Origin of the sequence: Bradyrhizobium zhengyangense (genome assembly GCF_022012555.1) — a bacterium.
Taxonomy (GTDB): domain Bacteria; phylum Pseudomonadota; class Alphaproteobacteria; order Rhizobiales; family Xanthobacteraceae; genus Bradyrhizobium; species Bradyrhizobium zhengyangense.
This window is the reverse complement of record NZ_JAKLTZ010000004.1, coordinates 826156-848975: the sequence shown is the minus strand read 5'-3', so window position 1 is coordinate 848975 and position 22820 is coordinate 826156. Positions and strand designations below refer to the sequence as shown.

Sequence of the window (22820 nt, the reverse complement as noted above, 5' to 3'; positions counted from 1 at the left end):
TCCGGAGCAGAGCCCTGTTGCCTAATCCCGACAAGCACCAGCCCGTTATCCACCTGAGGAGATTGCTCCATGTCCGAAATCATCGCTGGCATTCGCGCGCCTGACAGCGCCATCGCGCGCGCGGCCACGCAGCTCGTGCGCGATACCGAAGACGACCTGCTCTACAACCATAGTCGCCGTGTATTCCTGTGGGGCGCGCTTACCGGCGAGCGCCGCGGGCTGAAATACGACCCGGAGCTGCTTTACCTCGGCGCCATGTTCCACGACATGGGCCTCACCGAGAAATATTCGAGCCCCGATCTGCGCTTCGAGGTCGACGGCGCCAACGCCGCCCGCAAATTCATGAAAAGCTACGGCGTGCCCGAGCGTGACATCGAGGACGTCTGGACTGCCATCGCGCTCCACACCACGCCCGGAATCCCTGAGCATATGCGCCCGACCATCGCGCTGGTGACCGCTGGCGTGGAGATGGACGTGCTCGGCATCGCCTATCACGACTTCACGCATGAACAGCGCGACCATGTCTGCGTTCATCATCCGCGAGAGCCGAATTTCAAGGAAAACATCATCGATCACTTCGCCAACGGAATTATCAAGAAGCCGCTGACGGCGTTCGGAAACGTGAAGGCCGACGTTCTGTCGCTGAAGGACATGAACTATGTCCGTCAGAACTTCTGCTCAATCATCCTTGGCTCAGCTTGGCCGAACTAATCCCCTCCTTGGGTACGGCATCTCCGTCGGCCAAGATCGAGGGACGGGAAACATTGATGCCACGAGCCGGATACTGATGCGTTCGCCACGTTTCAGGGATTCGAAGTGTAAAACTTAGTCGATGAGGAAGATCACCATGGGAAGCCGGGAAGAACTCATCCAGCGTAGCATTACGTTTCTCCGGGAAGTCAAGGACATGACACCCGGCGCGGAGATGGAGCGCTGGCTCAACACAACATATGGGGAAGATAGCGCGCTCTATCGCCATCTCGCCCGCCTGATCAAGATCGGGGTCGAGGAGGGATGGGCGGCAAACCAGGAGGTGGACGGCCCGAACTACCGGCGCAGCCGCATCCTGGAGCCGACAACTGAGACCTTCCAGTTCAGCATCACCGCTGTCTACATGAACAGCGCTGATCCGCGCCGCTTCAAGGACGAAGATGACCACGACGTGCTGCGCGGCCAGTATCACGGCCATCCCTATGGCGAGCTCAACCTCGTCGTGCCCCTGAACAAGGGGGCGGAGTTGAAGGGATTGCAGGGATGGCAGGGACCGGGCTGGACGGCACCCGATCCGGGCAGCAGGCACTATCCAGAGGTCAGGGGCGGCGCGGTTATCGCTCTGTTCTACCTGCCGGCTGGACGCATCTCATACGATTTCAAGGCTCCCGCCTGATCATCGCACAGCACATCGCCAGCCAGGCGGGGCTCCCCGCGATCCGGTGCGGGTCGGGATGTAGCCAACCTCTGCCATGGTCCCACGCATCAGACCATCATACTGAGCACAAAGAGCGGTTCCTCCTGTCGGTGACTGCGTATGATTCCCTCCCTGGGCACCATGGCTCTCGAAGCTACGCTTGGCGCGGCCATTCTGATCTCCCTCACAGCGAAGCCGTGAAGCTTGCCCGGCGAAGCCTTTTGGCGAAGACGCGCTGCCCTGGATGGGCTCCCTCGCATCGCTGGTTTGCTCCAGGACGCCCGTCCGATTATTCTCCAGGTTGTAGCGTCTGCACTTGAGTTGCCGAGCGGCGCTTCGATGACAACAATCCGTCGGCTCGCGCAACGTCTGTGCAACATCTTGGGCTTCGCCGGTGGGAATCGCGGACAGCATGGAAGCCACCGCACTTGACCTCGGCCTGCGCGGCGCAGTTGCCGGTCTCTTCCTGATGATGGTGGTCGTGACCCTGGGGCGTGTTCGCCCGCTGGATACGATCAAATGGCTCAGCGTCGCCATGGCCGCCTCGGGCGCGCTCTACGCGATCGTGACGGCACCGTTCGTGCCCAAGGCCACGGTCTGGTGGATCATGCCGGTTTTGGGCGCCAATCCGGTGCTCGTATGGTTATGGGCGCGTGCGAGTTTCGACGACGATTTCGTGGTTCGGCGCTGGCATGGCGCCCTGTGGCTGGCCGTTGTCGGCGTCTGGTTCTCGGTGATCTTCAAATGGACGACATGGCCGATATTCGCCAAGGCGGGCGTTCGATCGATGTCGATCCTGGCGATCATCCTGGCACTCTCCGCAGCCGTGCAGACGATCAGAACGTGGAAGACCGACCTCGTTGCCGGTCGGCGCCGGCTGCGGCTCGCGGTCCTGATCCTGGCGCTGCTCATTGTGGTCATGCTGTCCGTCCCGGACCTGACGTCGATCTCGGCCGACAGCGTCGGCATATCAGGCAGCTTGGCTACGTCAGCCGGTCTGCTGGCGATCGCGGCACTGGCCGGATGGGCCCTGTTCCATCCGCCGCCGGCCATTCCCGCTGTCGTCGCGATGGCCGCGGCACCTGCGTCCGAAACTGCGGAACGCGCGGCGCCGATCAGGGCGGCCGACGGCGGTCGCGATGCGACGGCGTCGCTGCTGTTGCGCCGGCTCGACATCTTGATGACGGTCGAACGGGTCTATCGGCAGGAAGGCCTCACCATCGGCGCCCTCGCGGCCAAGCTCGACTTGCCGGAATACCGGCTCCGCCAGGCCATCAACGAGGGTCTCGGCTATCGCAACTTCAACGCCTTTCTCAACCGCTATCGCATCGATGAGGCCAAGGCGGCGCTGTCCGATCCGAGTCAACGCGACGTCGCGGTGCTGACGATTGCCATGGACGCCGGTTTCCAGTCGATCGGTCCGTTCAATCGTGCGTTCAAGGCCGAGATCGGCCTGACGCCGACCGAATTCCGTCGTGACGCACTTGCCCGGTCGGCAGCCATCGCATTGGAAAACGACGAAAAACTTCAGAATCGGCCAATCCCGTTGAAAATCGGCTAGCCGAATTCTGTAACGGGCGAGAGCGAGCTCGCCGGAGCAGGCAAGCTGTGGAGATGGATGACAGGACGCGATCGCTCCGCTCGCTCACGATCGAACGGTCTCCCCCGGCCGGGCCTTCGTCGCGGCCGCGACGATGGCTGCTTCCGGCCACCGGGATATTGATCGCCCTGATCGTCGTGGGAAGCGGCGCGGTGCTTTGGCTCGGCAGCCCGATACAGCCGGCGCAGGCACCCGCCGTCGAGAGGCCGTCTCCCCAGGTTGTCCAGTCCGATAATGCGGTTCAGAAGAGTGTGGCGGTTCCGCCTGGTAGCACGGGCAGCCTGATTGCGTCCGGCTACGTCGTGGCGCGCCGCAAGGCCACGATCGCGGCCGAGGTCACCGGCAAGGTGGTCGAGCTCCTGGTCGACGAGGGCATGGTGGTGCAGGCCGGCCAGGTTCTCGCCAGGCTCGACGATGTCCTGGCCGACAAGGATTACGCACTGGCACAGGCGCGCGCCGAGGCTTCCGAAGCGGCCGTGGCCGCCATTGCGGCTGACCTCGCCGACGCCGAGCGAATCCTCAATCGAACCCAGACGCTGTCCGGGAAGAACTATGCCACCGAGGCCGATCTGACCAAGGCGCAGGCGAGAGCCGGCGTGCTGCGGGCTCAGCTCCACCAGGCGGAAGCGCAACTGGCGGCAGCGCGGCTCGAGGCGCAGCGCTACGGCGAGGTGCTCGGCAAGCACCGGATCCGCGCGCCGTTCGCCGGCGTCGTGGTCGACCGCAGCGCGCAACCGGGCGAGATGATCTCGCCGCTGTCGGCCGGCGGCGGCTTCACCCGCACCGGCATCTGCACCATTGTCGACATGGACTCGATCGAGATCGAGGTCGACGTCAACGAAGCCTCGATCGGCCGCTTGCATGCCGGCACTCGCGTCGAAGCCGTGCTCGATGCCTATCCGGACTGGCGCATCCCTGGCGCCGTCATCGCCATCGTGCCAACCGCCAATCGCGAGAAGGCGACCGTCAAGGTCCGTGTCGGCATGGACCTGAAAGATCCGCGCATTCTGCCTGACATGGCGATCAAGGTGACATTCCTGGACGACGGCGCGCCCGCCGCGGCGCGGTCGGATTCCCCTTAAGCACGCGGGAGCAACACCCATGTTATCGCCGACCGATCCGATCGACCCGATGATCGACATCGTCGATCTGTGCAAGCGTTTCACCAAGGGGAAGGAGACGATCACCATCTTCGATGGTCTCAACCTTGCCATTCCACGCGGCGATTTCGTCGCCGTGATGGGGCCGTCGGGATCTGGCAAGACCACCCTGCTCAACCTGCTTGGTGGCATCGACCGGTCCGACGCCGGTGAGATCGAGGTTGCCGGTGAGCGCCTTGATCGCCTGTCCGAGAGCGAGCTTTCGCGCTGGCGCGCATCCCATATCGGCTTCATCTTCCAGTTCTACAATCTGATGCCGATGCTGACCGCTGCGCAGAATGTCGAATTGCCGCTGCTGCTGACGCGGCTCGGCCGCAAGGAGCGGCGCCAGCGGGTCGAGACGGCGCTCGGCGTGGTCGGGCTCGCCGATCGGGTCAAGCATTATCCCAAGGAAATGTCGGGCGGACAGCAGCAGCGCGTCGCCATCGCGCGCGCCATCGTCTCAGATCCGGCGCTGCTGTTGTGCGACGAGCCGACCGGAGATCTCGATCGCACCACCGCCGACGAGGTGCTGTCGATCCTGCAAGTGCTCAACCGCGATCTCGGCAAGACCATCGTGATGGTGACCCACGATCCGGCGGCGGCGCAATACGCCAAGCGATCGCTGCATCTCGACAAGGGCCACTTCATCGAAAAGGAGCTTGTGGCGTGAACGATCTGGTCCTGATCCGCAAGAATCTGTTCCGCCGGAAATTGCGGGCCATCCTGATGATGGTCTCGATCCTGATCGCGTTTGCGATCTTCGGCGTGCTGGCGAGCTTCGAGCGCGCCTTCAACGCCGGGCAGGATCGCGCCACGCCCGACCGCCTGGTGGTGCTCAACAAGATCAACTTCACCCAACCCTTGCCGATCTCCTACTACAATCGCGTCGCCGCCATCGACGGCGTCGCCCAGATCACCCATTTCAGCTGGTTCGGAGGCTATTACCAGGAGCCGAGGAACTTCATCGCTGCCTTTGCGGTCGATCCGGAGAACTGGATGAAGCTTCGCGACAGCGACTACGTGTTTGCACCCGAGGTTCGCGCCGCGTTCATCCGCGAGCGAACCGGCGTTCTGGTCGGGGCGCGCATGATGGAGAAGTGGGGCTGGAAGGTCGGTGATCATATTCCGATCTCGAGCAGCATCTGGTCACAAAGGAGCGGCTCGCACGCCTGGGACTTCATCATCGTCGGCAGCTTCACCGCCCGCATTCCGCAGGCCGACACCAACGTGATGCTGATGGGCTACGACTATTTCAACGAGACCCGCTCGTTCGGCAAGGACCTGATCAACTGGCTGGCGCTGCGCACCACGTCCGTGGCCGCGAACGAGCGCGTGATCGACGCCATCGACGGGATGTTTGCCAATTCTCCCTACGAGACGACGACCGACAGCGAGAAGGCCTTCAACAAGGCGTTCGCCGCCCAGCTCGGCAACGTCGCGCTGATCGTGGAGCTGGTGGTCGGGGCGGCCTTCCTGACCATCCTGATGATCGTGGGCAACACCATGGTGATGACGGTGCGCGAGCGCACGCGCGAAATCGGCGTGCTGAAGACGCTGGGCTTTTCCGGCGGCCGAATCCTGCGCATGGTGCTCGGCGAATCGATCCTGCTGGCGCTGCTCGGCGGCCTGCCCGGCCTCGGCGTCGCGCTGCTCCTGATCACGCGGGTGCGGGACAGCTTGATGAGCTTTGTTCCGACGCTGTCGCTCTACCCCGATATCGCAGCGGCGGCGGTGGGGCTGATGGTCGTGTTCGGCATCATCACGGGCCTGGTGCCGGCGCTCAACGCGATGCGCCTCAATATCGTCACGGCGCTCGGACGGAGCTGACGCGATGCGCTCGATCATGCTGCAGATCCTGGCGGTCACCGTCATCAATCTCAAGAGCCTGCCGCAGCGCCTGTGGCTGTCGCTGGCGACGGTGATCGCGGTCGGCCTCGTCGTCACGGTCCTCCTGGCATTCCTCTCCATGGCCAACGGCTTCAGGCGCACCATCGCCGATTCCGGAGCGGAAGATATCGCCGTCGTGTTGCGCAGCGGCGCGGTTTCGGAGATCAACAGCGTCGTCCTGCGCGACCAGGTCCGGCTGATCGAGGACGGTCCCGGCATTGCCAAGGGATCCGACGGCAAGCCGCAGACGTCGGGCGAGCTCTATCTGACCGTCAATGGAATCAAGCGCAGCACCGGGACCAAGGCGAGCCTGCCGCTGCGCGGCCTCGGCCCGCAAGGCCCCGGCTTGCGTCGTGGCGTCGTCATGATCGCGGGCCGGATGTTCAATCCGGGCAGCAACGAGATCATCGTCGGCAGGGCGCTGGGCAAGGAATTCGAGGGCTTCGAGCTCGGCCGGACTGTGGCGTTCAACAACACGCGGTGGACGGTGGTCGGGATCTTCGCCGCCGACGGCAGCGTGTTCGAATCGGAGATATGGGCCGATCTGCCGGTGCTGCAGAGCCTGTTCAAGCGCACCGGCGCCGTCCAGACCGTGCGGGCGCGGCTCACCAGTCCGGCGGCGATCGAGACACTGCGCGCGTACAGCGACAACGATCCACGTCTCAAGCTCGACGTGATGTCCGAGGCCGCCTATTTCGCCCAGCAGGCGTCGAATACTTCGGACCTGATCCAGAAGCTCGGCTGGCCGCTGGCGATCGCGATGGCGTTCGGCTCGCTCGCCGGCGCGCTCAACACGATGTACTCCTCGGTCGCGGCACGGGCGACCGAGATCGCGACCTTGCGCGCCATCGGGTTCGGCGGCTTTTCGGCGTTCGTCGGCACGCTGGTGGAGTCGCTGATCCTGGCTGCGATCGGCGGCGTGATCGGCGCCGCAGCCACCTATCTGGTGTTTGACGGCTTCACCGCCTCGACCATGGGCGCAAGCTTCAGCCAGGTGGTCTTCAACTTCCAGCTCAGCCCGCGCCTGATCGGCCAGGGCCTGCTGCTCGCGCTCGCAGTCGGCTTGTTCGGCGGATTGTTTCCCGCCCTGCGCGCTGCCCGCATGCCGATTGTCGCCGGGCTCTACGGGTGATGGTCTAAGTGCGCCGCGCGCCATCCTCCCTTGAGCCACCAAGTCCTCATCAACCGGCCGTCGCCGCTTGCCGCGATCGCAGGTAGCCGCCGAGTGCGGCGAGGGCGGGGCCCAGCGGCAGATAGAGGATGTCGAGCCAAAGGTGGCCGGTGCCGCGGGCCGCGGCGTAGATCCCAAGACCAACGCAAAGAATGGACGCAAGTGCACCGTTCAGCACCTCGTCATGCCTGGCAATGCGCGCCGAAACGTAGCCGCCGAGAACCGAGCAGAGCCCGCCTAGTCTAGAACGCTCGAGGCAACCAGCAACACCGCGCTCCCCTTCAGGATCGCCTTGATGGCGTCGTTGTCGGGTTGAAAGCGCTTCCAATCCAGATGATTTGGTCCAATCATAGGCGAGCGTGCCAAGGTGCGGTCGACGGGCCTTTACAATCGCGCCAGCGCCAGGGGCGCGTCGCCACGGAAAGGACTATTTAACGGTATTTTGCGAGGTTTCCGGTTTCGCGGAGAGGCGCAATGGCCGATACTTCGATCGAGTGGACTGATGCCACGTGGAATCCAGTCGCTGGGTGTAACGTTCTCTCGCCCGGCTGCACAAATTGCTATGCCATGCGAATGGCCGCTCGCCTTGAAGCCATGGATGTTGAGAAGTATCGTGGGCTGACCCGCAGGAGCGGGAAGAGGACTATCTGGACTGGCAAGCTTTTTCTCGATCGCAAGACCCTTGAGCTTCCGAAGACGTGGCGTAAGGCTCGCCAGATCTTCGTTAACTCGATGTCCGATCTCTTCCACGACGATGTTCCGCCCGAGTTCGTCGCTGAAGTCTGGTCGACGATGGCGGCGACGCCGCAGCATACTTACCAAATCCTGACCAAACGTCCCGATCGCATGGCCGACGTCACCGCGGCGCTTTCGGTCCTCCCGAACGTCTGGCTCGGTACCAGCGTAGAGAATGCCGATTATCTAGGTCGCATCGATGACCTGCGTCGCGTGCGCTCGGTCGTGCGCTTTATCTCATTCGAGCCACTACTGAATTCGGTCGCCGGCGCCGATCTGTCAGAAATTCATTGGGCGATCGTCGGAGGCGAGAGCGGCCCGCGCTCTCGCCCGATGGATGCGCAGTGGGTGGATGAGGTCGAAGCCATGTGCCGGCGCTACGGCACAGCGTTTTTCTTCAAGCAGTGGGGCGGCAAGAACAAGAAGGCAACCGGTCGACTACTGCGCGGACGAACGTACGATGAGATGCCTCTTGGGGTCTAACAGATGATTGCCGATCCTCTTTGCAAGGCCAATCGCCTCCGGCGTCCTATTCGATATACATAGGAACAGCGAGAACATCTGCGGCGATCGATCGATCGGCAACGCCAATGGGTTCAGCACGGCGCCGAAAAGTTCGCTCAATCGAGCCTGGACATAGCGCTCTAGTCCCTTTGGATCGAGGTCCCGTCGTCGCTCCGGCAGCATCCCAAACATGTCGGGATCGCCGTCAGGATACAGTTCTGCCTCCCATGAATTTGAGCCGAACATCCTAGTCAGAGCGGCGCGCTTATGATCATCGATGTCAGTGAGCTTTCTTGTCGCTTGTCTAAAAAGACCAGCCAGAGGAAACAGAAACCAGACATCAATAGCTTGCGTTGATGCAAGTGCTTGTAGGGTGGACCATTCGACTTCCATCCCATAAGGATCAAGGAACACGACGGCCCGCTTATCTCTCCAACTGTTGTTCGAGATGAGGCGTTTCAGCGCGGCGTTCGCGTCTTCCTCGGCAATAACGATTCTCCGTTGAAGGTTCTTGGCGACTAGATCATTTAACGCCGAAATGTAGTTGGTGTTTTTCTCAATAAAGACGAGAAAGTCGAAAGTCGGCTGCACGTCCAACGCAATCTGCGCTGAACCACGGCGGCGTTCAATCGCTTCCTCAACGGGCATCTCGACCAAGTCTGCGCCTCTGCGCTCTGTCCGCACGGTTCTGCTTCCGGTGCCCGCGAACGCGTCCACGTACCATAGATGTTGAAAATGGGGCCGCAATGCGGTTGTGAAAGCTTTGAGATAGCCCTCAACGATGGACAGTTTTAGTTCTGTATGCTGACCGCCGAATTCATGGTCTATTGGCATGCAGCCCCCCACTATGATCCTCAATATGAAGTCGGCTTCAAGTTTCAAAATCGCACGCATGCCGAACCGCTGGTTAGATTTCTGTTGCGACCTAGCGCTCGCGTCGCAGCGCGGATCAGCGGGTACTCTCTTCAGGCCACTCGTTTGTTATCAAATCCATCAGCGTGCCATATACGCCAGTAATGGCGTGGCAGGTCAGCGTTCGAACTCCGGCCTGGGATGGAAGTGATTGCTGGAACGGAATGCCCCACAACCGGCTGGCGATAACCTTTGCCTGATCTTGATCTATATCGAAGAATATCCGCCAGAGTGCTCCGCCACTCGTTCCCTCAAAACTGCTAGGCAGGTTGGTGTCAGGATATACTTTGGGCGCAAACTCAATCAGGTCGAATTCGTTCTTACGTTCTGTCTTAACGATAGCCCCGTCTGAAAAGACCGCTTCGAACCCGGCTCGGCGTTCGCCCGGCCTATCGGCCGGCAAGTCCTTCGTGCGCTCATTAATCAATCCCACGACAGCATGAACGTGATGTGGTGCCGGGGGATGAACTTCACTGAGGTCGTCGCGGTGCGTTTTGAGATCATAGAAAGAATTAAGGCCGCCGAACCAACCCAAGGCTTCTTGCGGAAGTCTGAGGAAGCCAAGATCTCGTCCATCCGCCGCTTCGTTTTCGCCGCCGATCTTGATCTTCTTGGCACCGGCCATGTCGATGAGCCGCTTACGGTAGTGGATTGTTTCGCCCAGAAAATCGACGATCCCCACTTGGCCTCTGTCCGGCAAATTTTCAAGGACGTGTGCGGCGGTCAGGATACCGCGAACGCCGCCAACGCTTACGAGCGTTCCCGACCCGGCACAGTCGGCGCGCTCAACGCCGTTGCTCACGGAGAGCTTCACAAATCCGACCATGAAGCTCGCAATCGCGGCACCGAACTGTGCAGTCGCTAGTTTAATTTCGCGCATACCGCGTGCCTCGGTTGTGTCGCGACAATAGACTGAGCCTCGCGGCGCCGCGCGTGCTCCCGCTACGTTATCCCCGCCGAAAATTCCGCCAGCGTTCGTGATTGTTGGTATCGTTGTTGGTAGGGCGCCGCAGCGTCCACGATAATATGCATATTATCAATGCCTTAAATGAATCTTTTGGGCTCTGCCTTGGGCATCACTCTTTGAGAGCTCCGCACGAACTCCGTAAATCTGACGGCTGATCCGCTTCAAGGCCTGCGAAAGCGTGCCAAGCGCGTGACCCCAGCCGGCGCGCGGTCCCTTCCAAGCGCCATGCCTTACGCCTTACCCCGGCTTCTTCCGCTGCCCCAGATACCGCAGCGCCAGCTTGATGAAATTGTGCACCACCATCGACGTCTCGTCCTGTCTGAACACCAGGAACACGTCGGCAGCCGGCGGTGACGGCCTGATCGGACGAAACGCGATGTCTGCTGTCGTGAAACGCGCGATCGACTGCGGCACCAGCGCGACGCCGAAGCCGGCCGCGATCAGACTCGGGATCGACTGCGCGTCGACGACCTGCTGGGATACTTTTGGCAGGAAGCCGGCATCGACACAGCAGGTCTGCACATGGCGCGCGAAATCGGAGCTGTCGGGGTCGAGGACGACGTGATCCTCCGACGCCAGTTCGCCAAGCGCGACGCGCTTGCGTTTTGCCAAGGGGTGCGTGCGGGGGACGGCGAGAACGACCTCTTCCCGCCATGCCAGCTTGCTGGTGAGGTCGCGCTCGGTGGGAACGCCGCGGATGAGCGAGATGTTGGTGGTGCGGTTGAGCAGGGCCGCGATCTGTCGCGCCGGTGCCTGCTCGTACACGGTCATCTTCACCAACGGCGCGACCTGCCGGTAGGCCGCCAACAGCTCCGCGAGACGACCGCGCAGGATGGAGCCGGTCGCGCCGAGATCCAGCGTTCCGACCATACCGGCGCCGATCGAGCGCACCTCGTCTTCCGCTGACTTGACCTGCTGCAGGATGGCGCGGCCGCGCAGCAGCATCGCTTCGCCGGCCTGCGTCAGCTCCACCTTGCGGCTGGTCCGGTAGAGCAGCGGCGTGCCGAGCTCTGCCTCGAGGGCCTGGACATGCTGGCTCAGTGGCGGCTGCGACAGGTTCAGCCGCCGGGCGGCGAGGGTGAAGCTGCGCTCTTCGGCCACCGCGATGAAGTACCTGACCTGGCGAAGATCCATAGCGAAACCCTATCAATCGTGTCGTTCTATATATTGGACTTGATGTCGCACCTGGTCAACGAATGACCGATGCAGCCGTCGTCCGCCCTGCAAGCGGCGGGTGGCCCTGCACGCAGCGGCGTCGCGCCGCCAACGACAACAATGGCGAAAGGCTTCAGCCGCCGACCAAGCCAGACCGACACCAGCCCTTTGAGCGAGGAAAGCCATGCCCAGGATTTTCAAATCACTCTTCTTCCAGGTCGTCATTGCACTCGCGCTCGGCATCGCGCTCGGCATGGCCTATCCCGACACGGCCTTGCAGATGAAGCCGCTCGGTGACGGCTTCATCAAGCTGATCAAGATGCTGGTGCCCGTCATCGTGTTCTGCGTCGTGGTGCAGGGCATTTCGGCGGCCGGAGACCTTTCGAAGGTCGGCAGGGTCGGCATCCGCTCGCTGCTCTATTTCGAAATCGTCACCACGATTGCCTTGGTGTTCGGCATTTCGCTGGCCTATTACTTTCAGCCGGGCGCCGGAATGAACATCGATCCCTCGACGCTCGATGCCAAGGCGCTCAGCGGCTTCAGCCAGACCGCGGCCCAGGTCGCCGGCGGCGGCGTCTCCGAATTCCTGATGAAGCTGATCCCCGGAACGATCGTCGGCGCGTTCAGCTCCGGCGATGTCCTGCAAGTCCTGATCGTCTCGATCATGTTCGGCTGCGCAGTGTCATTGTGCGGCGAGCGTGCAAGGCCGGTCGTCGATTTCATCGAACGCGTCAACGAGATCATCTTCAAGATGATGAACTTCGTGGTCCGGCTCGCTCCGATCGGCGTGTTCGGTGCGATTGCCTTCACCGTCGGGAAGTATGGCATCGGTTCGCTCAAGCAGCTCGGCGGCCTCGTTGGGCTGTTCTACCTGGCGGTGGTGCTGTTCGTGGTGATCGTGCTCGGATCGATCATGCGTCTGTCCGGCTTCAGCCTGTTCAAGCTGCTGGCGTACTTGCGCGAGGAGCTGATGATCGTGCTTGGCACCGCCGCCGGCGACAGCGTGCTGCCGCAGACCATGCGCAAGCTCGAGCTGCTCGGAATCAAGCGATCGACCGTCGGCCTCGTCATCCCGACCGGCTACTCGTTCAACCTCGATGCCTTCTCGATCTATCTGACCCTGGCGGCGGTCTTCATTGCGCAGGCGACCAACACGCCGCTCGCCATGGGCGACCTTCTGGCGATCCTCGGCGTCGCGTTGCTCACCTCCAAGGGCGCTCATGGCGTCCCCGGCTCGGCGATCGTTGTCCTCGCCGCGACGCTGTCGGCCATTCCGGCCATCCCGGCGATTGGCCTGGTGCTGATCCTGTCGGTCGACTGGTTCATCGGTATCGCTCGCGCGCTCGGCAACTATGTCGGAAACTGCGTTGCGACAGTCGTTGTCGCCTCGTGGGAAGGCGACCTCGATCGCGCCAAGGCGCATCGCATCCTGAACGGCGAGATCGTTCCTTCAGGTGAGGTGTTGCAGGTCGAGCCAGATGGTACGGCCGCTCCCGTCGCGGGCCTGCAAACGCTTTGAGCGCAGGAGCGGTTGAGGTTGGCAATGGCAGCGATTTCGATTGAGCCCCTGACGAAGCAGGCCTTCGCGCCGTTCGGCGAGGTCATCGAAACGGACGGGGCGATCCCCCTCTCGATCAACCAGGGCTTTGCGAAGCGTTTCAACGACCTCGCCAAGATCGATGTCAGCGCGGAGGGTGGACAGACCAATATCAGCTGGTTTGTCGCCTCGTTGCGTCCTGCGCCGATTGCGATCCGCCTGATGGAGCGCCATCCGCTGGGAAGCCAGTTGTTCATGCCGCTCAATGGTGCGGACTGGCTGGTCGTCGTTTGCACGGACCCGCGCAACGCGGCGAGCTATCGGGCATTCGCGGCGAGGGGCCATCAGGGCGTGAATTATGCGCGCAACTGCTGGCACCATCCGCTGCTGGTGCTCAAGGACGCAAGCCCGTTCCTCGTCGTCGACCGCAAGGGCGACGGCAACAATCTCGAAGAATATTGGCCGGACGAGACCATGCAGCTCGATCTCATGCCTGACCACCACGAGGCCTGACGATGTCATCGCGAACCTATCACGTCCCGCAGGGCGGCCTGCCGCCGCAGACGGATCTCCTGAGCGGCCGCGCCGTCTTCACGAACGCCTACGCCGTCATTCCGAACAGCGTGCAACGCGACATCGTCGTCAGCCATCTGCCGCATTGGGACAACACGCGTGTCTGGGTGCTGGCGCGACCGCTCTCCGGCTTCGCCGAGACGTTCTCTCACTACTTGATGGATATCGGGCCGAATGGAGGCAGCGAAATTCCCGAGCCCGAGAAGGACGCCGAGGGTGCGCTGTTCGTCGCGGGCGGGCAAATCACGCTCAAGTTGGCGGGCAAGGACAGAGAGCTGAAGGCCGGCGGATTCGCCTATGTGCCGCCCGGTTACACCTGGAGCCTGCGCAATCGTGGAACGGGCTCCGCCCAGCTGCACTGGATTCGCAAGCTGTACCAGCGCGTGCCTGGTTTGGCCGACCCCGAACCGATCGTGACCAACGAAGACTCGATGACACGGGTGCCGATGCCGGATACCGACGGGCGGTGGGCCACCACGCGCTTCATCGATCCCTCGGACATGCGCTATGACATGCACATCAACATCGTGACGTTCGAGCCGGGGGCAACGATCCCGTTCACCGAGACGCACGTGATGGAGCACGGGCTGTACGTCCTCGAAGGCAAGGCGGTTTACCGTCTCAATCGCGACTGGGTGGAAGTGGAGGCTGGCGATTACATGTGGCTGCGCGCATTCTGCCCGCAGGCCTGCTACGCCGGCGGCCCCGGCCGGTTCCGCTATCTCCTGTATAAGGACGTCAACCGGCACATGAACCTGCGGCAGGGCGCGCCGCTGATCTGATGTCGCGTGGGCCGCTGGCTCACGTCTGCGCTCATGCCGCCTGTTTCTGGCATCCGGCTTGCTCAGTCCGCATCAAAGCCAGGCCTCAGCAGCGAGGCCGTTTCAGGTTGAGGCAAGTGATGCAGGAAGTGTCCCGTTCTGGTGCAGCAGGAGAACTCAAGCTCGATGCGTTGATCGCCGATTTGTGGTGGCGCGTCCGGCTGCTTAACACCGACATTCTCGAGGAAGAGGCCAAGGCCGGAGTGTTCGACGCGCAACAGCCGACCTATCCGCCGCTCGCGGCGAACCTTCGCGTGAGACGCGACAATCTGGTCGCGACGATCGGCATGCTCGAGCAGCGCGCGGCATCGGCACGCGAAGCGGCTTAATTCACGCGAGGCTGGCCTGAGGCACGCGAGGCGGCCTGAGAGCCTGCCTCACACCGGGCCGGCGTCAGCTCATGGCTTGATCCTAGCAAAGCTGACAACTCCGAGGCCTTTGTTGACCGAGCGGTCGAACACGGTGAAGTAGTTGTTCATCAAGGGCAGCCCGAGAATCGACGGGCCGTCGCCGGTGTAGAAGACCAGCGAGGCGTGGCCGGCTTTCGGGGCATTGGTCTGCCAATAGGTTTGCGGCGCGACCTCCAGGGTGACGTCGCTGCCGAGCGCGCCTTCCAGGACGAAAGTCAGCACCGGCCAGTCGGCCAGCTTGAGCTTGCTCATCGGCAGATATCCGGCGTGAATTTCATCATCGAGGCCGAGCGACCTGTAGCGGGCGAGGACCTCCTTGAAAACGGGTCTGTCGAGATAGATTCCATTGGTGCCGCTATCCACGATGGCGTTGGACGGATCGTGGCTTGCCTTGGTCGGTGGAGTCACCTGGACAGGCGCGGTCTTGCCGACCGTGACCGACTTCAGATTGACATTGTAAAATGTATCGTGAACCACGCGCGCGAGCTGGAAGGCGCCCTCGTAGAGATCCGTTTGCTCTTCGCCGCCTCCGAGGATGAGAAATCCGTTGTTGATCGGATCGCTCTCGGGTTTCGCCGTCGTCTTGTTGACCATCGAGCGCAGCGTGTAGAAGGCGAACTTGTTGGCGACTAGGCCCGCGGCCTCGAGTTGCGAGAAGTACGGTTCGATATAGGTGCGGTGGCCTTTCTGAATCTCGTTGTAGGTGTAGTGGGGCGGAATGGTCTTGCCCGGCATCGTGTAGGCGTCGTTGAGCCTGGTATAGGCGAGGCCGAGGATGCCGCCGTGTGACTTTCCGAACATCTCCTCGGTCGCATGATACGCGACGGCCGTATGGACCTTCGGCAGGACGAGAGGGTGAGCGGAGTTGACGGTGATGTCGGTCTGCACGATGCCACCAACCCAGCGGCTGCGATCCTGGTAGGAAACTTCCTGCCCGATCTTGGTCAGCTTGGCTGCGCTGTCCTTGGTGGGGTCGTAGAAATGGCCGTCCACCGCGAGCGTGCTGCTGCCGGTATCGAGAAGCACGTCGATCTCGACCTTCTTGGCGCCGACATAGATCTTGCCGCTGTAATCGCCGTCGTTGAGAACATTGGTGATCGGCATCCGCACTGTGGTTGCCGAGATTTTTCCGCCGAGGGCCGCTGCGGCGCTGAAGATGGGGTGCGTCAATTGCGGAGCGACCAGGGCCTTTGGCAGGTAGGCAGTCGTCGTGGCTTTGGCCATCACGGACCTCTCTGGCGACATGTTGCGGCGTTGCCGCGCCCAATCGAGTTGGGGCGAAATTCTCAGTGGTTGCTGGCGGTGCGCTCCGCAGTCGGGGGCCTGAGGAGCGTCAGGCGTTTCGTATGAATTGCGAGATCAAAATCGATCGTCCAAATGCCGTCGGGACTGAGCCCCGAGGCAGGATCCAGCATAGGGCGGGAATTTGGGGCGCGCAACGTCAACGCGATGAGAGGCCTGGCATATTGTTCAGATTGCAGCGAGGGGTACGGTCGGGAGATTGCCGTGCGGTCCTACCGAACCGCCTTCGTCAGGTTGGCCAGGCTCGCCGCCAGCTCATCGCTCCGGAACGGCTTTGTCAGCCGCGACAAATCCGGCGTGATGCCTTCGTTATTGGCGTAGCCTGATACGACGAGGATCTGGAGCTCGGGGTACTGGTTGCGCAGCGCCAGGCCGAGATCCGTTCCGCTCATGCCGGGCATCAGGTGATCGGTGATCAGCAGGTTCGGTCGCAGGCCGTCCTTGACGCGCTGGAGCGCGTCCTCCGCGGAGCTTGCTTCGACGACACGATAGCCGAGCTCGCGCAGCATCTCGGCGGTGCTCATGCGCACCAGCGGCTCATCATCCACCAGCAGTGCGGTGCCGGCTGGCAGTGGTCGCAGGTTTGTCTGCGGCTCAGCATCGGTCGCGCCAGCGGCAGCGTGGCTAACCGGCAGCCACAACTCAACTGTCGTGCCTGCCCCTACGGTGCTCCTGATCGTCAGCGCCCCGCCGAGCTGTGAGGCGAGGCCATGGACCATCGAGAGGCCGAGACCGGTGCCTTGTCCGATACCCTTGGTCGAGAAGAACGGCTCGACGGCGTGAGCCAGAGTCTCCTCGTCCATGCCGATGCCGGTATCCGCAACCGAGATGCAGACATAGGTGCCGGGCACGAGGTCTGCGCCGTGCGCGCGCTCGACCGTCCGGGCCTTGGCCGAGATGCTCAGCCTGCCGCCCTCGGGCATCGCGTCGCGCGCGTTCACGCTGAGGTTCAGGATCGCCATCTCGATCTGGTTGGGATCGGCCATGGCCTCCGGCAGTCCTTCGGGCGTGTCGACAGTCACCTGGATCTGCGGTCCGGTCGTGCTTGAGATCAGCTCGCCCATATCGGCAACGAGCCGGCCGATATCGACCGGAACGGCCTGAAGCGGCTGCCTGCGGGCGAAAGCAAGCAGGCGCTGCACCAGCGTCTTGGCACGCTCGGCCGCCTGTGCAGCGCCGGCGATGAGGCGATGCTCGCGCTCGCCGCCGATGCCCTTGCGCTGGAACATGTCGAGCAGGCCGACAATCGGCGTCAGCAGATTGTTGAAATCATGTGCGACGCCGCCGGTGAGCTGGCCCATCGCTTCCATCTTCTGGGCCTGACGTAGGGCTTCCTCGGCTTGCGCCAGCCGCGCCTGCTCCTCCAGGCGATCCGTCACGTCGATCCCGGTCAGGAACGCACCGATCCGCGTGCCGTCAGGCGCGCGCAGCGACTCGAATTTCATTTCGTAGACGCGGCGGTCGAAACTGATATCGCCGAACTCCTCAATGCTGGTGAAGGCTTCGCCCGCCAGCGCGCGGCTCCAGATGGCCGTCGCCGCCGCGAGATGCTCGGGCCGGTCGGCCAGGAATTCGTGCAGGGAATCGCCGATCTTCGGCCGCTTGCCATAGATGCGCTGATAGGCGTCGGCGCAGGATGCGTTGATGGCGAGCCAGCGATAATCGAGATCGAGTGCCTGGATCTGACCGTCGGTGGTTTCCACGATGGTGGCGAGCAGATGACGTTCGGCAGTGCGCTCAGCCACGCGCTGTTCGAGCGTCGCGTTCAACTCCCTGTAACGCGCTTCGCTCGCCCGCAACTGCGTCTCGCCGAGAACGCGCTCGGTCGTCTCCGAGACGATGCAGAGCACGCCGCCAACCGAACCGTCATCGTCAGGCACCGCCGAGTAGGAGACGTCCCAATAGCTCGTCTCGCCATAGCCATGGCGCTCGACATAGAAGGCACGATCCTTGGCCGCGAAGGTCTTTCTCGTTTGGCGCACGCCCGACAGCAGCGGCTCGAGATCGTCCCACAGCTCGCCCCAATTCTCGATCGCGGGCCGGCCGAGCGCACGGGGGTGATTGGCACCGATGCCAGGCGCATAGGCGTCGTTGTAGAGCGCGACGTAATCGGGGCCCCAGAACAGCACGATCTGGGCCTGTGCGGCCAGCAACATACTGACCGTCGTTTTAAGCGCCCGGGACCATTGGTTGGGAGGGCCGAGTGGCGAGCCCGACCAGTCGAGGGCGCGCATCATCGCACCCAGCTCGCCACCATCGGCGAGGAAGCCCAGATCAGTCGACTGCCGAGTAGCCTTCTCCGACAGCACCGGCCCCCCTTGCGACGCGAGACATGGGCGTCCTTGCCCATTCGAGCCCGATTTCGAGGGCTCGTACTCAAGGCCCCACAACGCGCGGGGCAGCCTTCCGGTTCCATGACAGGTGTTTCGCGCTGCCCGTGTGCTATTGCTGCTGCGCGCAACGACGCGAGGTCTCCATGCTCCCCATTCCTGCCGACATCTTCACCGAGCCCGAGGACGTTTCTCCGGACAGTCTTGCCAATCTCGGGCCGCTGCGCCGGCTCGCCGGCACCTGGCAGGCCGACAAGGGCATCGACATCAATCCGAAGGCGGAAGGGCCGGAGCGGCGCACCTTCATCGAGCACATCAGGATGGATCCGATCGACCCGCAGGCCAATGGGCCTCAATTATTCTATGGCCTGCGCTATCACATTCACATCAACACGCCCGAGGAAGACATCACCTTCCATGACCAGGTCGGCTATTGGCTGTGGGAGGCGGCGACCGGGCTGATCATGCAGACGCTGGCGATTCCGCGCGGGCAGGTGCTGCTCGCCTCGGGGAAGGCCAAGCCGGACGACAAGAAAATCTCCGTCACGGCGAAACGCGGCGACACGACTTACGGGATCTGCTCGACCGACTTCCTGGAACAGGCCTTCCGCACCGACTCTTATCGTTGCGACATCACCTTCAACGATGATGGCAGCTGGAGCTATCAGATCCAGACCGAGTTGTTCGTCCGCGGCGCCCCGTTCAATCATCACGACAGCAATACGCTTCGGCTGGTCGCGCCGCCCAAACTCAATCCGCTCGCGGTGATCGTGAACGATCGCGAGAGGGGCAACAAGCCGGCCTGAGAAGCTGGCGCGGAGATCTTGCATGAAGCCTTACGTCATCTGCCTGATGCATTCGAGCCTCGACGGCCGCACCCATCCCAGCCGCTGGCGTCCGAAGGGCGCCGGCACCGATTGGTTCGAGAAGATCCATGACCAGCTTGGCGGCGATGCCTGGGTGATCGGCCGCGTCACCGGCTCCGAGTTCGCCAAGGGCAAAGCCTATCCCGAGACGAGCGAAAGATTTCCGCGCGAAAACTGGTTCGCGCGGGGCGATGCCAAGACCTCCAATATCAAGACCTACGGCGTCGTGCTCGATGCGCACGGCAAGATCGGCTGGGGCCGCTCCGATATCGGCGGCGATCCCATCGTCGTGGTGCTGACCGAGAGCGTGCCGGATTCGCATCTGGCCGGACTGCGCGGTGAGGGCGTGTCCTACATTTTTGCGGGCAAGTCCGAGATCGACCTCGCCTTGACGGTCGAGATCCTCAATCGCGAGCTGGGCGTCAAGCGCCTGCTGGTCGAAGGCGGCGGTGTTGCCAATGGCGCATTCCTGCGCGCCGGCCTGATCGACGAATTCAATTTGATCCTCAGCCCCGCGATCGATGGTGCCAGGGGCGCGCCTTTCGTGTTCGATTCTGCCGAGGAGGATCACGACAAGCGCGCGCCGATCACTGCGATGACGCTGGAGAGCTCGCGGGATCTCGGCGGCGGTGTCCTGCTGCTGCGCTATCTGATCCAGAACGATCCCGCGCGCCAATAGCAGCATGCCAGACAGTTCGGAGCACATCGTCATCGTCGGCGCGGGCGCGGCCGGCCTGATGGCGGCCCGCGAGCTCGCGCGCGCGGGAAGACGGGTCACGATCCTGGAAGCGCGCGAGCGCTGCGGCGGACGTATCCATCCGCTGCCGGCCGCGGAATTCGGCTATGCAGCCGATGGCGGCGCGGAGTTCGTCCATGGCGAGGCGCCGGTGACGCGCAGCCTGGCGCGCGAGGCGGCGCTGACGGTGCGCGGAATCGGCGGCGCGCAATGGAGCTTCGACGGCACGACATTCTCGCGAGAGAACCCGCGCGAACCCTACGACCCACAGCTTCATGCGGCCGTGAAGGATCTGACCGACGATCTCACCGTCGCCGATTTCCTGCGCCTGCATTTTGCCGAACCGCAGCACGCGCCGTTGCGGCACGCGGTCGAACGCATGGTCGAGGGCTATGATGCGGCCGACCCCGCGCGCGCCTCGACGCTGGCGCTGCGCGACGAATGGATGAATGACGGACATGCGACGCAGGCGCGCCTCGACGGCGGCTATGGCGGCCTGATCGATTTTCTTGTCGCGGAGTGCCGCAAGTCCGGCGTTGTCGTTCGTCTCGGTGCGGTGGTCACCGCCATCGAGGAGAACGGGGACAAGGTCATCGTCCGTTGTGCCGGCGGTGAGCTGCAAGTCTGCGATCGGGTAATCCTCACTGTGCCGCTGCCGCTATTGCGCGAGATCGCGCTGCCCGCGGCCGCGCGCGAGACGGCGGGAGCTGCAGACGACATCGGCTTTGGCGGCGTCATCAAGATCCTGCTGCGGTTCAAGCGGCCATGGTGGCGCGAGCGGCGCGGAGAGCTTGCCGACATGCTTTTCCTGCTGTCGGACGAGACCATTCCCGTATGGTGGACGCGTCATCCGGATCAGCATCCCGTGCTGACGGGATGGTTCGGTGGTCCGCGAACGGCGGGGCTGGCGCATCTCGATCAGCAAGGGCTGATCGATGCCGGCATCGCTTCGCTCGCCGCCATATTCGGCCTCCCGCGCGAGGAGATTGCGCGGGACCTCGTGGCGGCGGCCGCTGCCAACTGGGCGAATGATCCCTTTGCCCGTGGCGCCTATTCCTGGGCGACGCCGCGGACGCGGGCGGCGCAAGAGATTCTCGCGTGCGCCGATGGTTCGATCTTGTTTTCCGGTGAGGCGCTCTATCGCGGTCGCGACATGGGAACGGTCGAGGCTGCGCTTGCGAGCGGCCTGGAAACGGCAGGGATCATTTTGCAGCGTTGAGAAAGAAGGCCCGCATCTCTGCGGGCCTGTCGTGTCACCAGCGACTGCCGCCATAGCTGAACGTCACGCCGGGACCGCGGCCGCCGTAATAGCCGTAGGGGCCGCCATGGTGGCGGGGATAGTAACCATAGCTGCGATGGTGCGGCCGATAATAGCCGTGATGATGCGGACGCCAATGATGTTGGCGATAGCCGTGATGGCCATGTCTGTGCTGCGCGCTGATGTCGGTCGATCGGCCAACTTGCGCATTCGACCTGGCCTTGCCGCTGCCGGCCGCGTTGGCTGCCGTCGCGGTGAGCGCAGCAGCGCCGATAGCCATCGCGACAAAGAGATACTTCATGTCATCACTCCAGTTGAGATATCGAGTGACAACAGATGGGCTCTATTCGCGTTCCGGTGAGAGCGGGCGTCGAAACGACGCACGCGATCGCCGCCGCGAAATCGCGCTGAGATTTATTGTCGCACCGCTGCGAGCGAGGCGATCACTTCGCTTGCGGTCACGATGCGGGCAAATTCGCCGTTCAGATTCGACAGCGTCATCGCGTGGATGTCCTCGGCCGAATGCGTCTCGCCATCGGGGCCGACGCGATCGAATGTCCAGGTGGCATCGCGCACGAGCTGCGCATCGAAGTCGAGATTTCCGGCCATGCGTGTCGTCGTCTCCACGCAATGATTGGTGGTGGCACCGCAGATCACGAGCGTTGAGATGTCGTCTGCGCGCAGGCGCGTCTCGAGGTCGGTGCCGATAAAGGCGCTGTTGACGCGCTTGACGATCACGGGCTCGCCGCCCTGCTCGCGCGCTTCCTCCTTGACGGTGTAGCCGGAACGCGAGGGCAGGAACGTCGAGTTCGGCTTGGTGCCTTCGTGGCGGATATGGAAGATCGGCGCGCCGCTGGCCCGGAACGCCGCGAGCAGATCAACGATGCGCGCCACCGCATCCGGATTGTTGCGCCGCTTGCCCGCGGCCTCCCATTCGTCGAATGCGCGCTGGACGTCGACAACGATGAGAGCGGGGAGGGGATGGGGCATGGCGACAGATTCCGCAGTTTTGCGGACTATGCGAGGCGTTCGCCAGCTCAGGCAATGCCGATTATCCCTCGTTTCGGGACGGCCTCACGGGTGCGGCTCGGGAAAGCCGTGGCGCTCCGACAGCGCGGCAATGATGGCATCCTTGTCGTTGATGAAGGCGCGCCCCTGATGGCTGCCGGTCTGATGCGGCGACGTGGTCCCGTCTGCGAGCACGAGCAGCGGCAGCCACTGATTGTCTTCACCGATCAGTGCGATCACGTCCTGCCGAGGCTTCGGCCACGCGATGCGCTCGACGTCGAGCTTTTCGGCCAGTGCCGGAAACGAGGTGAGCAGGCCCTCGATCAGCGCGCAGTGCCAGCAAAAGAAGCGGCGGCCGGGAAGGGCAGGGTCTTCGAACCCCTGGCGCAGCAAAAACAGGCGGTCACGCGTCATGGAGCGCTCCGAAAGGGAATCGAGGCCGTCGCGGGAGGACTCCATGCCACGACCGGCTCGCGGACCGCAAGGTGCGAGCGCTCA

At 63.0% G+C, this 22820-nt stretch carries 24 protein-coding genes; 15 read left to right on the top strand and 9 right to left on the bottom strand.

All coding sequences use genetic code 11. The features are described from left to right. The first annotated feature begins 69 nt into the window (after positions 1-69). The 7 genes from L6639_RS19540 to L6639_RS19510 all read left to right on the top strand — a co-directional run bounded on the left by L6639_RS19540 (position 70) and on the right by L6639_RS19510 (position 7169). Positions 70-711, top strand: coding sequence for an HD domain-containing protein (locus L6639_RS19540; protein ID WP_237863245.1), 642 nt, complete (start codon positions 70-72; stop codon positions 709-711). Between the two features lie 136 nt (positions 712-847). Then, on the top strand, positions 848-1387 hold the full coding sequence (locus tag L6639_RS19535; RefSeq protein WP_338076550.1) for a 4-hydroxylaminobenzoate lyase: 540 nt from the start codon (positions 848-850) through the stop codon (positions 1385-1387). 433 nt (positions 1388-1820) lie between these two features. Beyond that, positions 1821-2969: an AraC family transcriptional regulator gene (locus tag L6639_RS19530; RefSeq protein ID WP_237863243.1), complete on the top strand. Its 1149-nt coding sequence runs from the start codon at positions 1821-1823 to the stop codon at positions 2967-2969. A gap of 290 nt (positions 2970-3259) precedes the next feature. Beyond that, positions 3260-4090, top strand: coding sequence for an efflux RND transporter periplasmic adaptor subunit (locus tag L6639_RS19525; protein WP_237863242.1), 831 nt, complete (start codon positions 3260-3262; stop codon positions 4088-4090). A gap of 19 nt (positions 4091-4109) precedes the next feature. Continuing rightward, complete coding sequence (locus tag L6639_RS19520) at positions 4110-4820, top strand: ABC transporter ATP-binding protein (RefSeq protein ID WP_377802979.1); 711 nt, start codon at positions 4110-4112, stop codon at positions 4818-4820. After that, a complete protein-coding gene (locus L6639_RS19515) occupies positions 4817-5977 on the top strand; it encodes an ABC transporter permease (protein ID WP_237863241.1) in 1161 nt (386 codons plus the stop codon). The genes L6639_RS19520 and L6639_RS19515 overlap by 4 nt, the downstream gene beginning before the upstream one ends. A 4-nt stretch (positions 5978-5981) precedes the next feature. Then, positions 5982-7169, top strand: coding sequence for an ABC transporter permease (locus tag L6639_RS19510; RefSeq protein WP_237863240.1), 1188 nt, complete (start codon positions 5982-5984; stop codon positions 7167-7169). A 49-nt stretch (positions 7170-7218) separates the two neighbouring features. Here the strand turns inward: L6639_RS19510 and L6639_RS19505 are convergent, their stop codons facing one another. Continuing rightward, positions 7219-7536 (bottom strand): hypothetical protein, encoded by a 318-nt coding sequence (locus L6639_RS19505; protein WP_237863239.1) that lies wholly within the window; start codon positions 7534-7536, stop codon positions 7219-7221. 146 nt (positions 7537-7682) lie between these two features. Between L6639_RS19505 and L6639_RS19500 the strand changes: the two genes are divergently transcribed. Then, complete coding sequence (locus tag L6639_RS19500) at positions 7683-8426, top strand: DUF5131 family protein (RefSeq protein WP_237863238.1); 744 nt, start codon at positions 7683-7685, stop codon at positions 8424-8426. Here L6639_RS19500 and tcmP read toward each other — a convergent pair. The 3 genes from tcmP to L6639_RS19485 form a co-directional block, all read right to left on the bottom strand. Next, positions 8382-9341 (bottom strand): three-Cys-motif partner protein TcmP, encoded by a 960-nt coding sequence (tcmP, locus tag L6639_RS19495; protein ID WP_338076545.1) that lies wholly within the window; start codon positions 9339-9341, stop codon positions 8382-8384. The genes L6639_RS19500 and tcmP overlap by 45 nt on opposite strands. A 55-nt stretch (positions 9342-9396) precedes the next feature. Beyond that, entirely contained in the window at positions 9397-10239 is an 843-nt protein-coding gene (locus tag L6639_RS19490) for a hypothetical protein (RefSeq protein WP_237863237.1), read from the bottom strand. A gap of 324 nt (positions 10240-10563) precedes the next feature. After that, the gene (locus L6639_RS19485) at positions 10564-11460 is read right to left on the bottom strand and encodes a LysR substrate-binding domain-containing protein (protein ID WP_237863236.1); all 897 of its coding nucleotides are present in this window, start codon (positions 11458-11460) and stop codon (positions 10564-10566) included. 205 nt (positions 11461-11665) lie between these two features. On the opposite strand from L6639_RS19485, the gene L6639_RS19480 reads away from it, so the two are divergent. The 4 genes from L6639_RS19480 to L6639_RS19465 all read left to right on the top strand — a co-directional run bounded on the left by L6639_RS19480 (position 11666) and on the right by L6639_RS19465 (position 14741). Beyond that, positions 11666-13000 carry a C4-dicarboxylate transporter DctA gene (locus L6639_RS19480; protein ID WP_237863235.1) on the top strand — a complete coding sequence of 445 codons (1335 nt, stop codon included), beginning with the start codon at positions 11666-11668 and terminating at the stop codon, positions 12998-13000. Between the two features lie 24 nt (positions 13001-13024). Then, a complete protein-coding gene (locus L6639_RS19475; protein ID WP_237863234.1) occupies positions 13025-13531 on the top strand; it encodes an ureidoglycolate lyase in 507 nt (168 codons plus the stop codon). Positions 13532-13533: 2 nt separating this feature from the next. Continuing rightward, complete coding sequence (locus tag L6639_RS19470; RefSeq protein WP_237863233.1) at positions 13534-14373, top strand: bifunctional allantoicase/(S)-ureidoglycine aminohydrolase; 840 nt, start codon at positions 13534-13536, stop codon at positions 14371-14373. Positions 14374-14492: 119 nt separating this feature from the next. Then, complete coding sequence (locus L6639_RS19465) at positions 14493-14741, top strand: hypothetical protein (protein WP_237863232.1); 249 nt, start codon at positions 14493-14495, stop codon at positions 14739-14741. Between the two features lie 69 nt (positions 14742-14810). Here the strand turns inward: L6639_RS19465 and L6639_RS19460 are convergent, their stop codons facing one another. Continuing rightward, positions 14811-16046, bottom strand: a complete 1236-nt coding sequence (locus L6639_RS19460) for a pepsin-like aspartic protease (RefSeq protein ID WP_237863231.1) — start codon at positions 16044-16046, stop codon at positions 14811-14813. A 290-nt stretch (positions 16047-16336) separates the two neighbouring features. Next, complete coding sequence (locus L6639_RS19455; protein ID WP_417281630.1) at positions 16337-18361, bottom strand: hybrid sensor histidine kinase/response regulator; 2025 nt, start codon at positions 18359-18361, stop codon at positions 16337-16339. Between the two features lie 239 nt (positions 18362-18600). On the opposite strand from L6639_RS19455, the gene L6639_RS19450 reads away from it, so the two are divergent. The 3 genes from L6639_RS19450 to L6639_RS19440 are packed head-to-tail and all read left to right on the top strand — an operon-like array spanning position 18601 to position 21275. Then, positions 18601-19260 carry an FABP family protein gene (locus tag L6639_RS19450; RefSeq protein ID WP_237863229.1) on the top strand — a complete coding sequence of 220 codons (660 nt, stop codon included), beginning with the start codon at positions 18601-18603 and terminating at the stop codon, positions 19258-19260. A 22-nt stretch (positions 19261-19282) separates the two neighbouring features. After that, positions 19283-19999 (top strand): RibD family protein, encoded by a 717-nt coding sequence (locus L6639_RS19445; RefSeq protein ID WP_237863228.1) that lies wholly within the window; start codon positions 19283-19285, stop codon positions 19997-19999. A 4-nt stretch (positions 20000-20003) separates the two neighbouring features. Further along, positions 20004-21275, top strand: a complete 1272-nt coding sequence (locus L6639_RS19440) for a flavin monoamine oxidase family protein (protein ID WP_237863227.1) — start codon at positions 20004-20006, stop codon at positions 21273-21275. A 34-nt stretch (positions 21276-21309) separates the two neighbouring features. On the opposite strand, the gene L6639_RS19435 is transcribed toward L6639_RS19440, so the two are convergent. The 3 genes from L6639_RS19435 to L6639_RS19425 form a co-directional block, all read right to left on the bottom strand. Further along, positions 21310-21615, bottom strand: coding sequence for a hypothetical protein (locus L6639_RS19435; protein WP_237863226.1), 306 nt, complete (start codon positions 21613-21615; stop codon positions 21310-21312). A gap of 113 nt (positions 21616-21728) precedes the next feature. Then, entirely contained in the window at positions 21729-22304 is a 576-nt protein-coding gene (locus L6639_RS19430) for a cysteine hydrolase family protein (RefSeq protein ID WP_237863225.1), read from the bottom strand. A gap of 84 nt (positions 22305-22388) precedes the next feature. After that, positions 22389-22736, bottom strand: coding sequence for a DUF3088 domain-containing protein (locus L6639_RS19425; protein ID WP_237863224.1), 348 nt, complete (start codon positions 22734-22736; stop codon positions 22389-22391). Positions 22737-22820 lie beyond the last annotated feature (84 nt).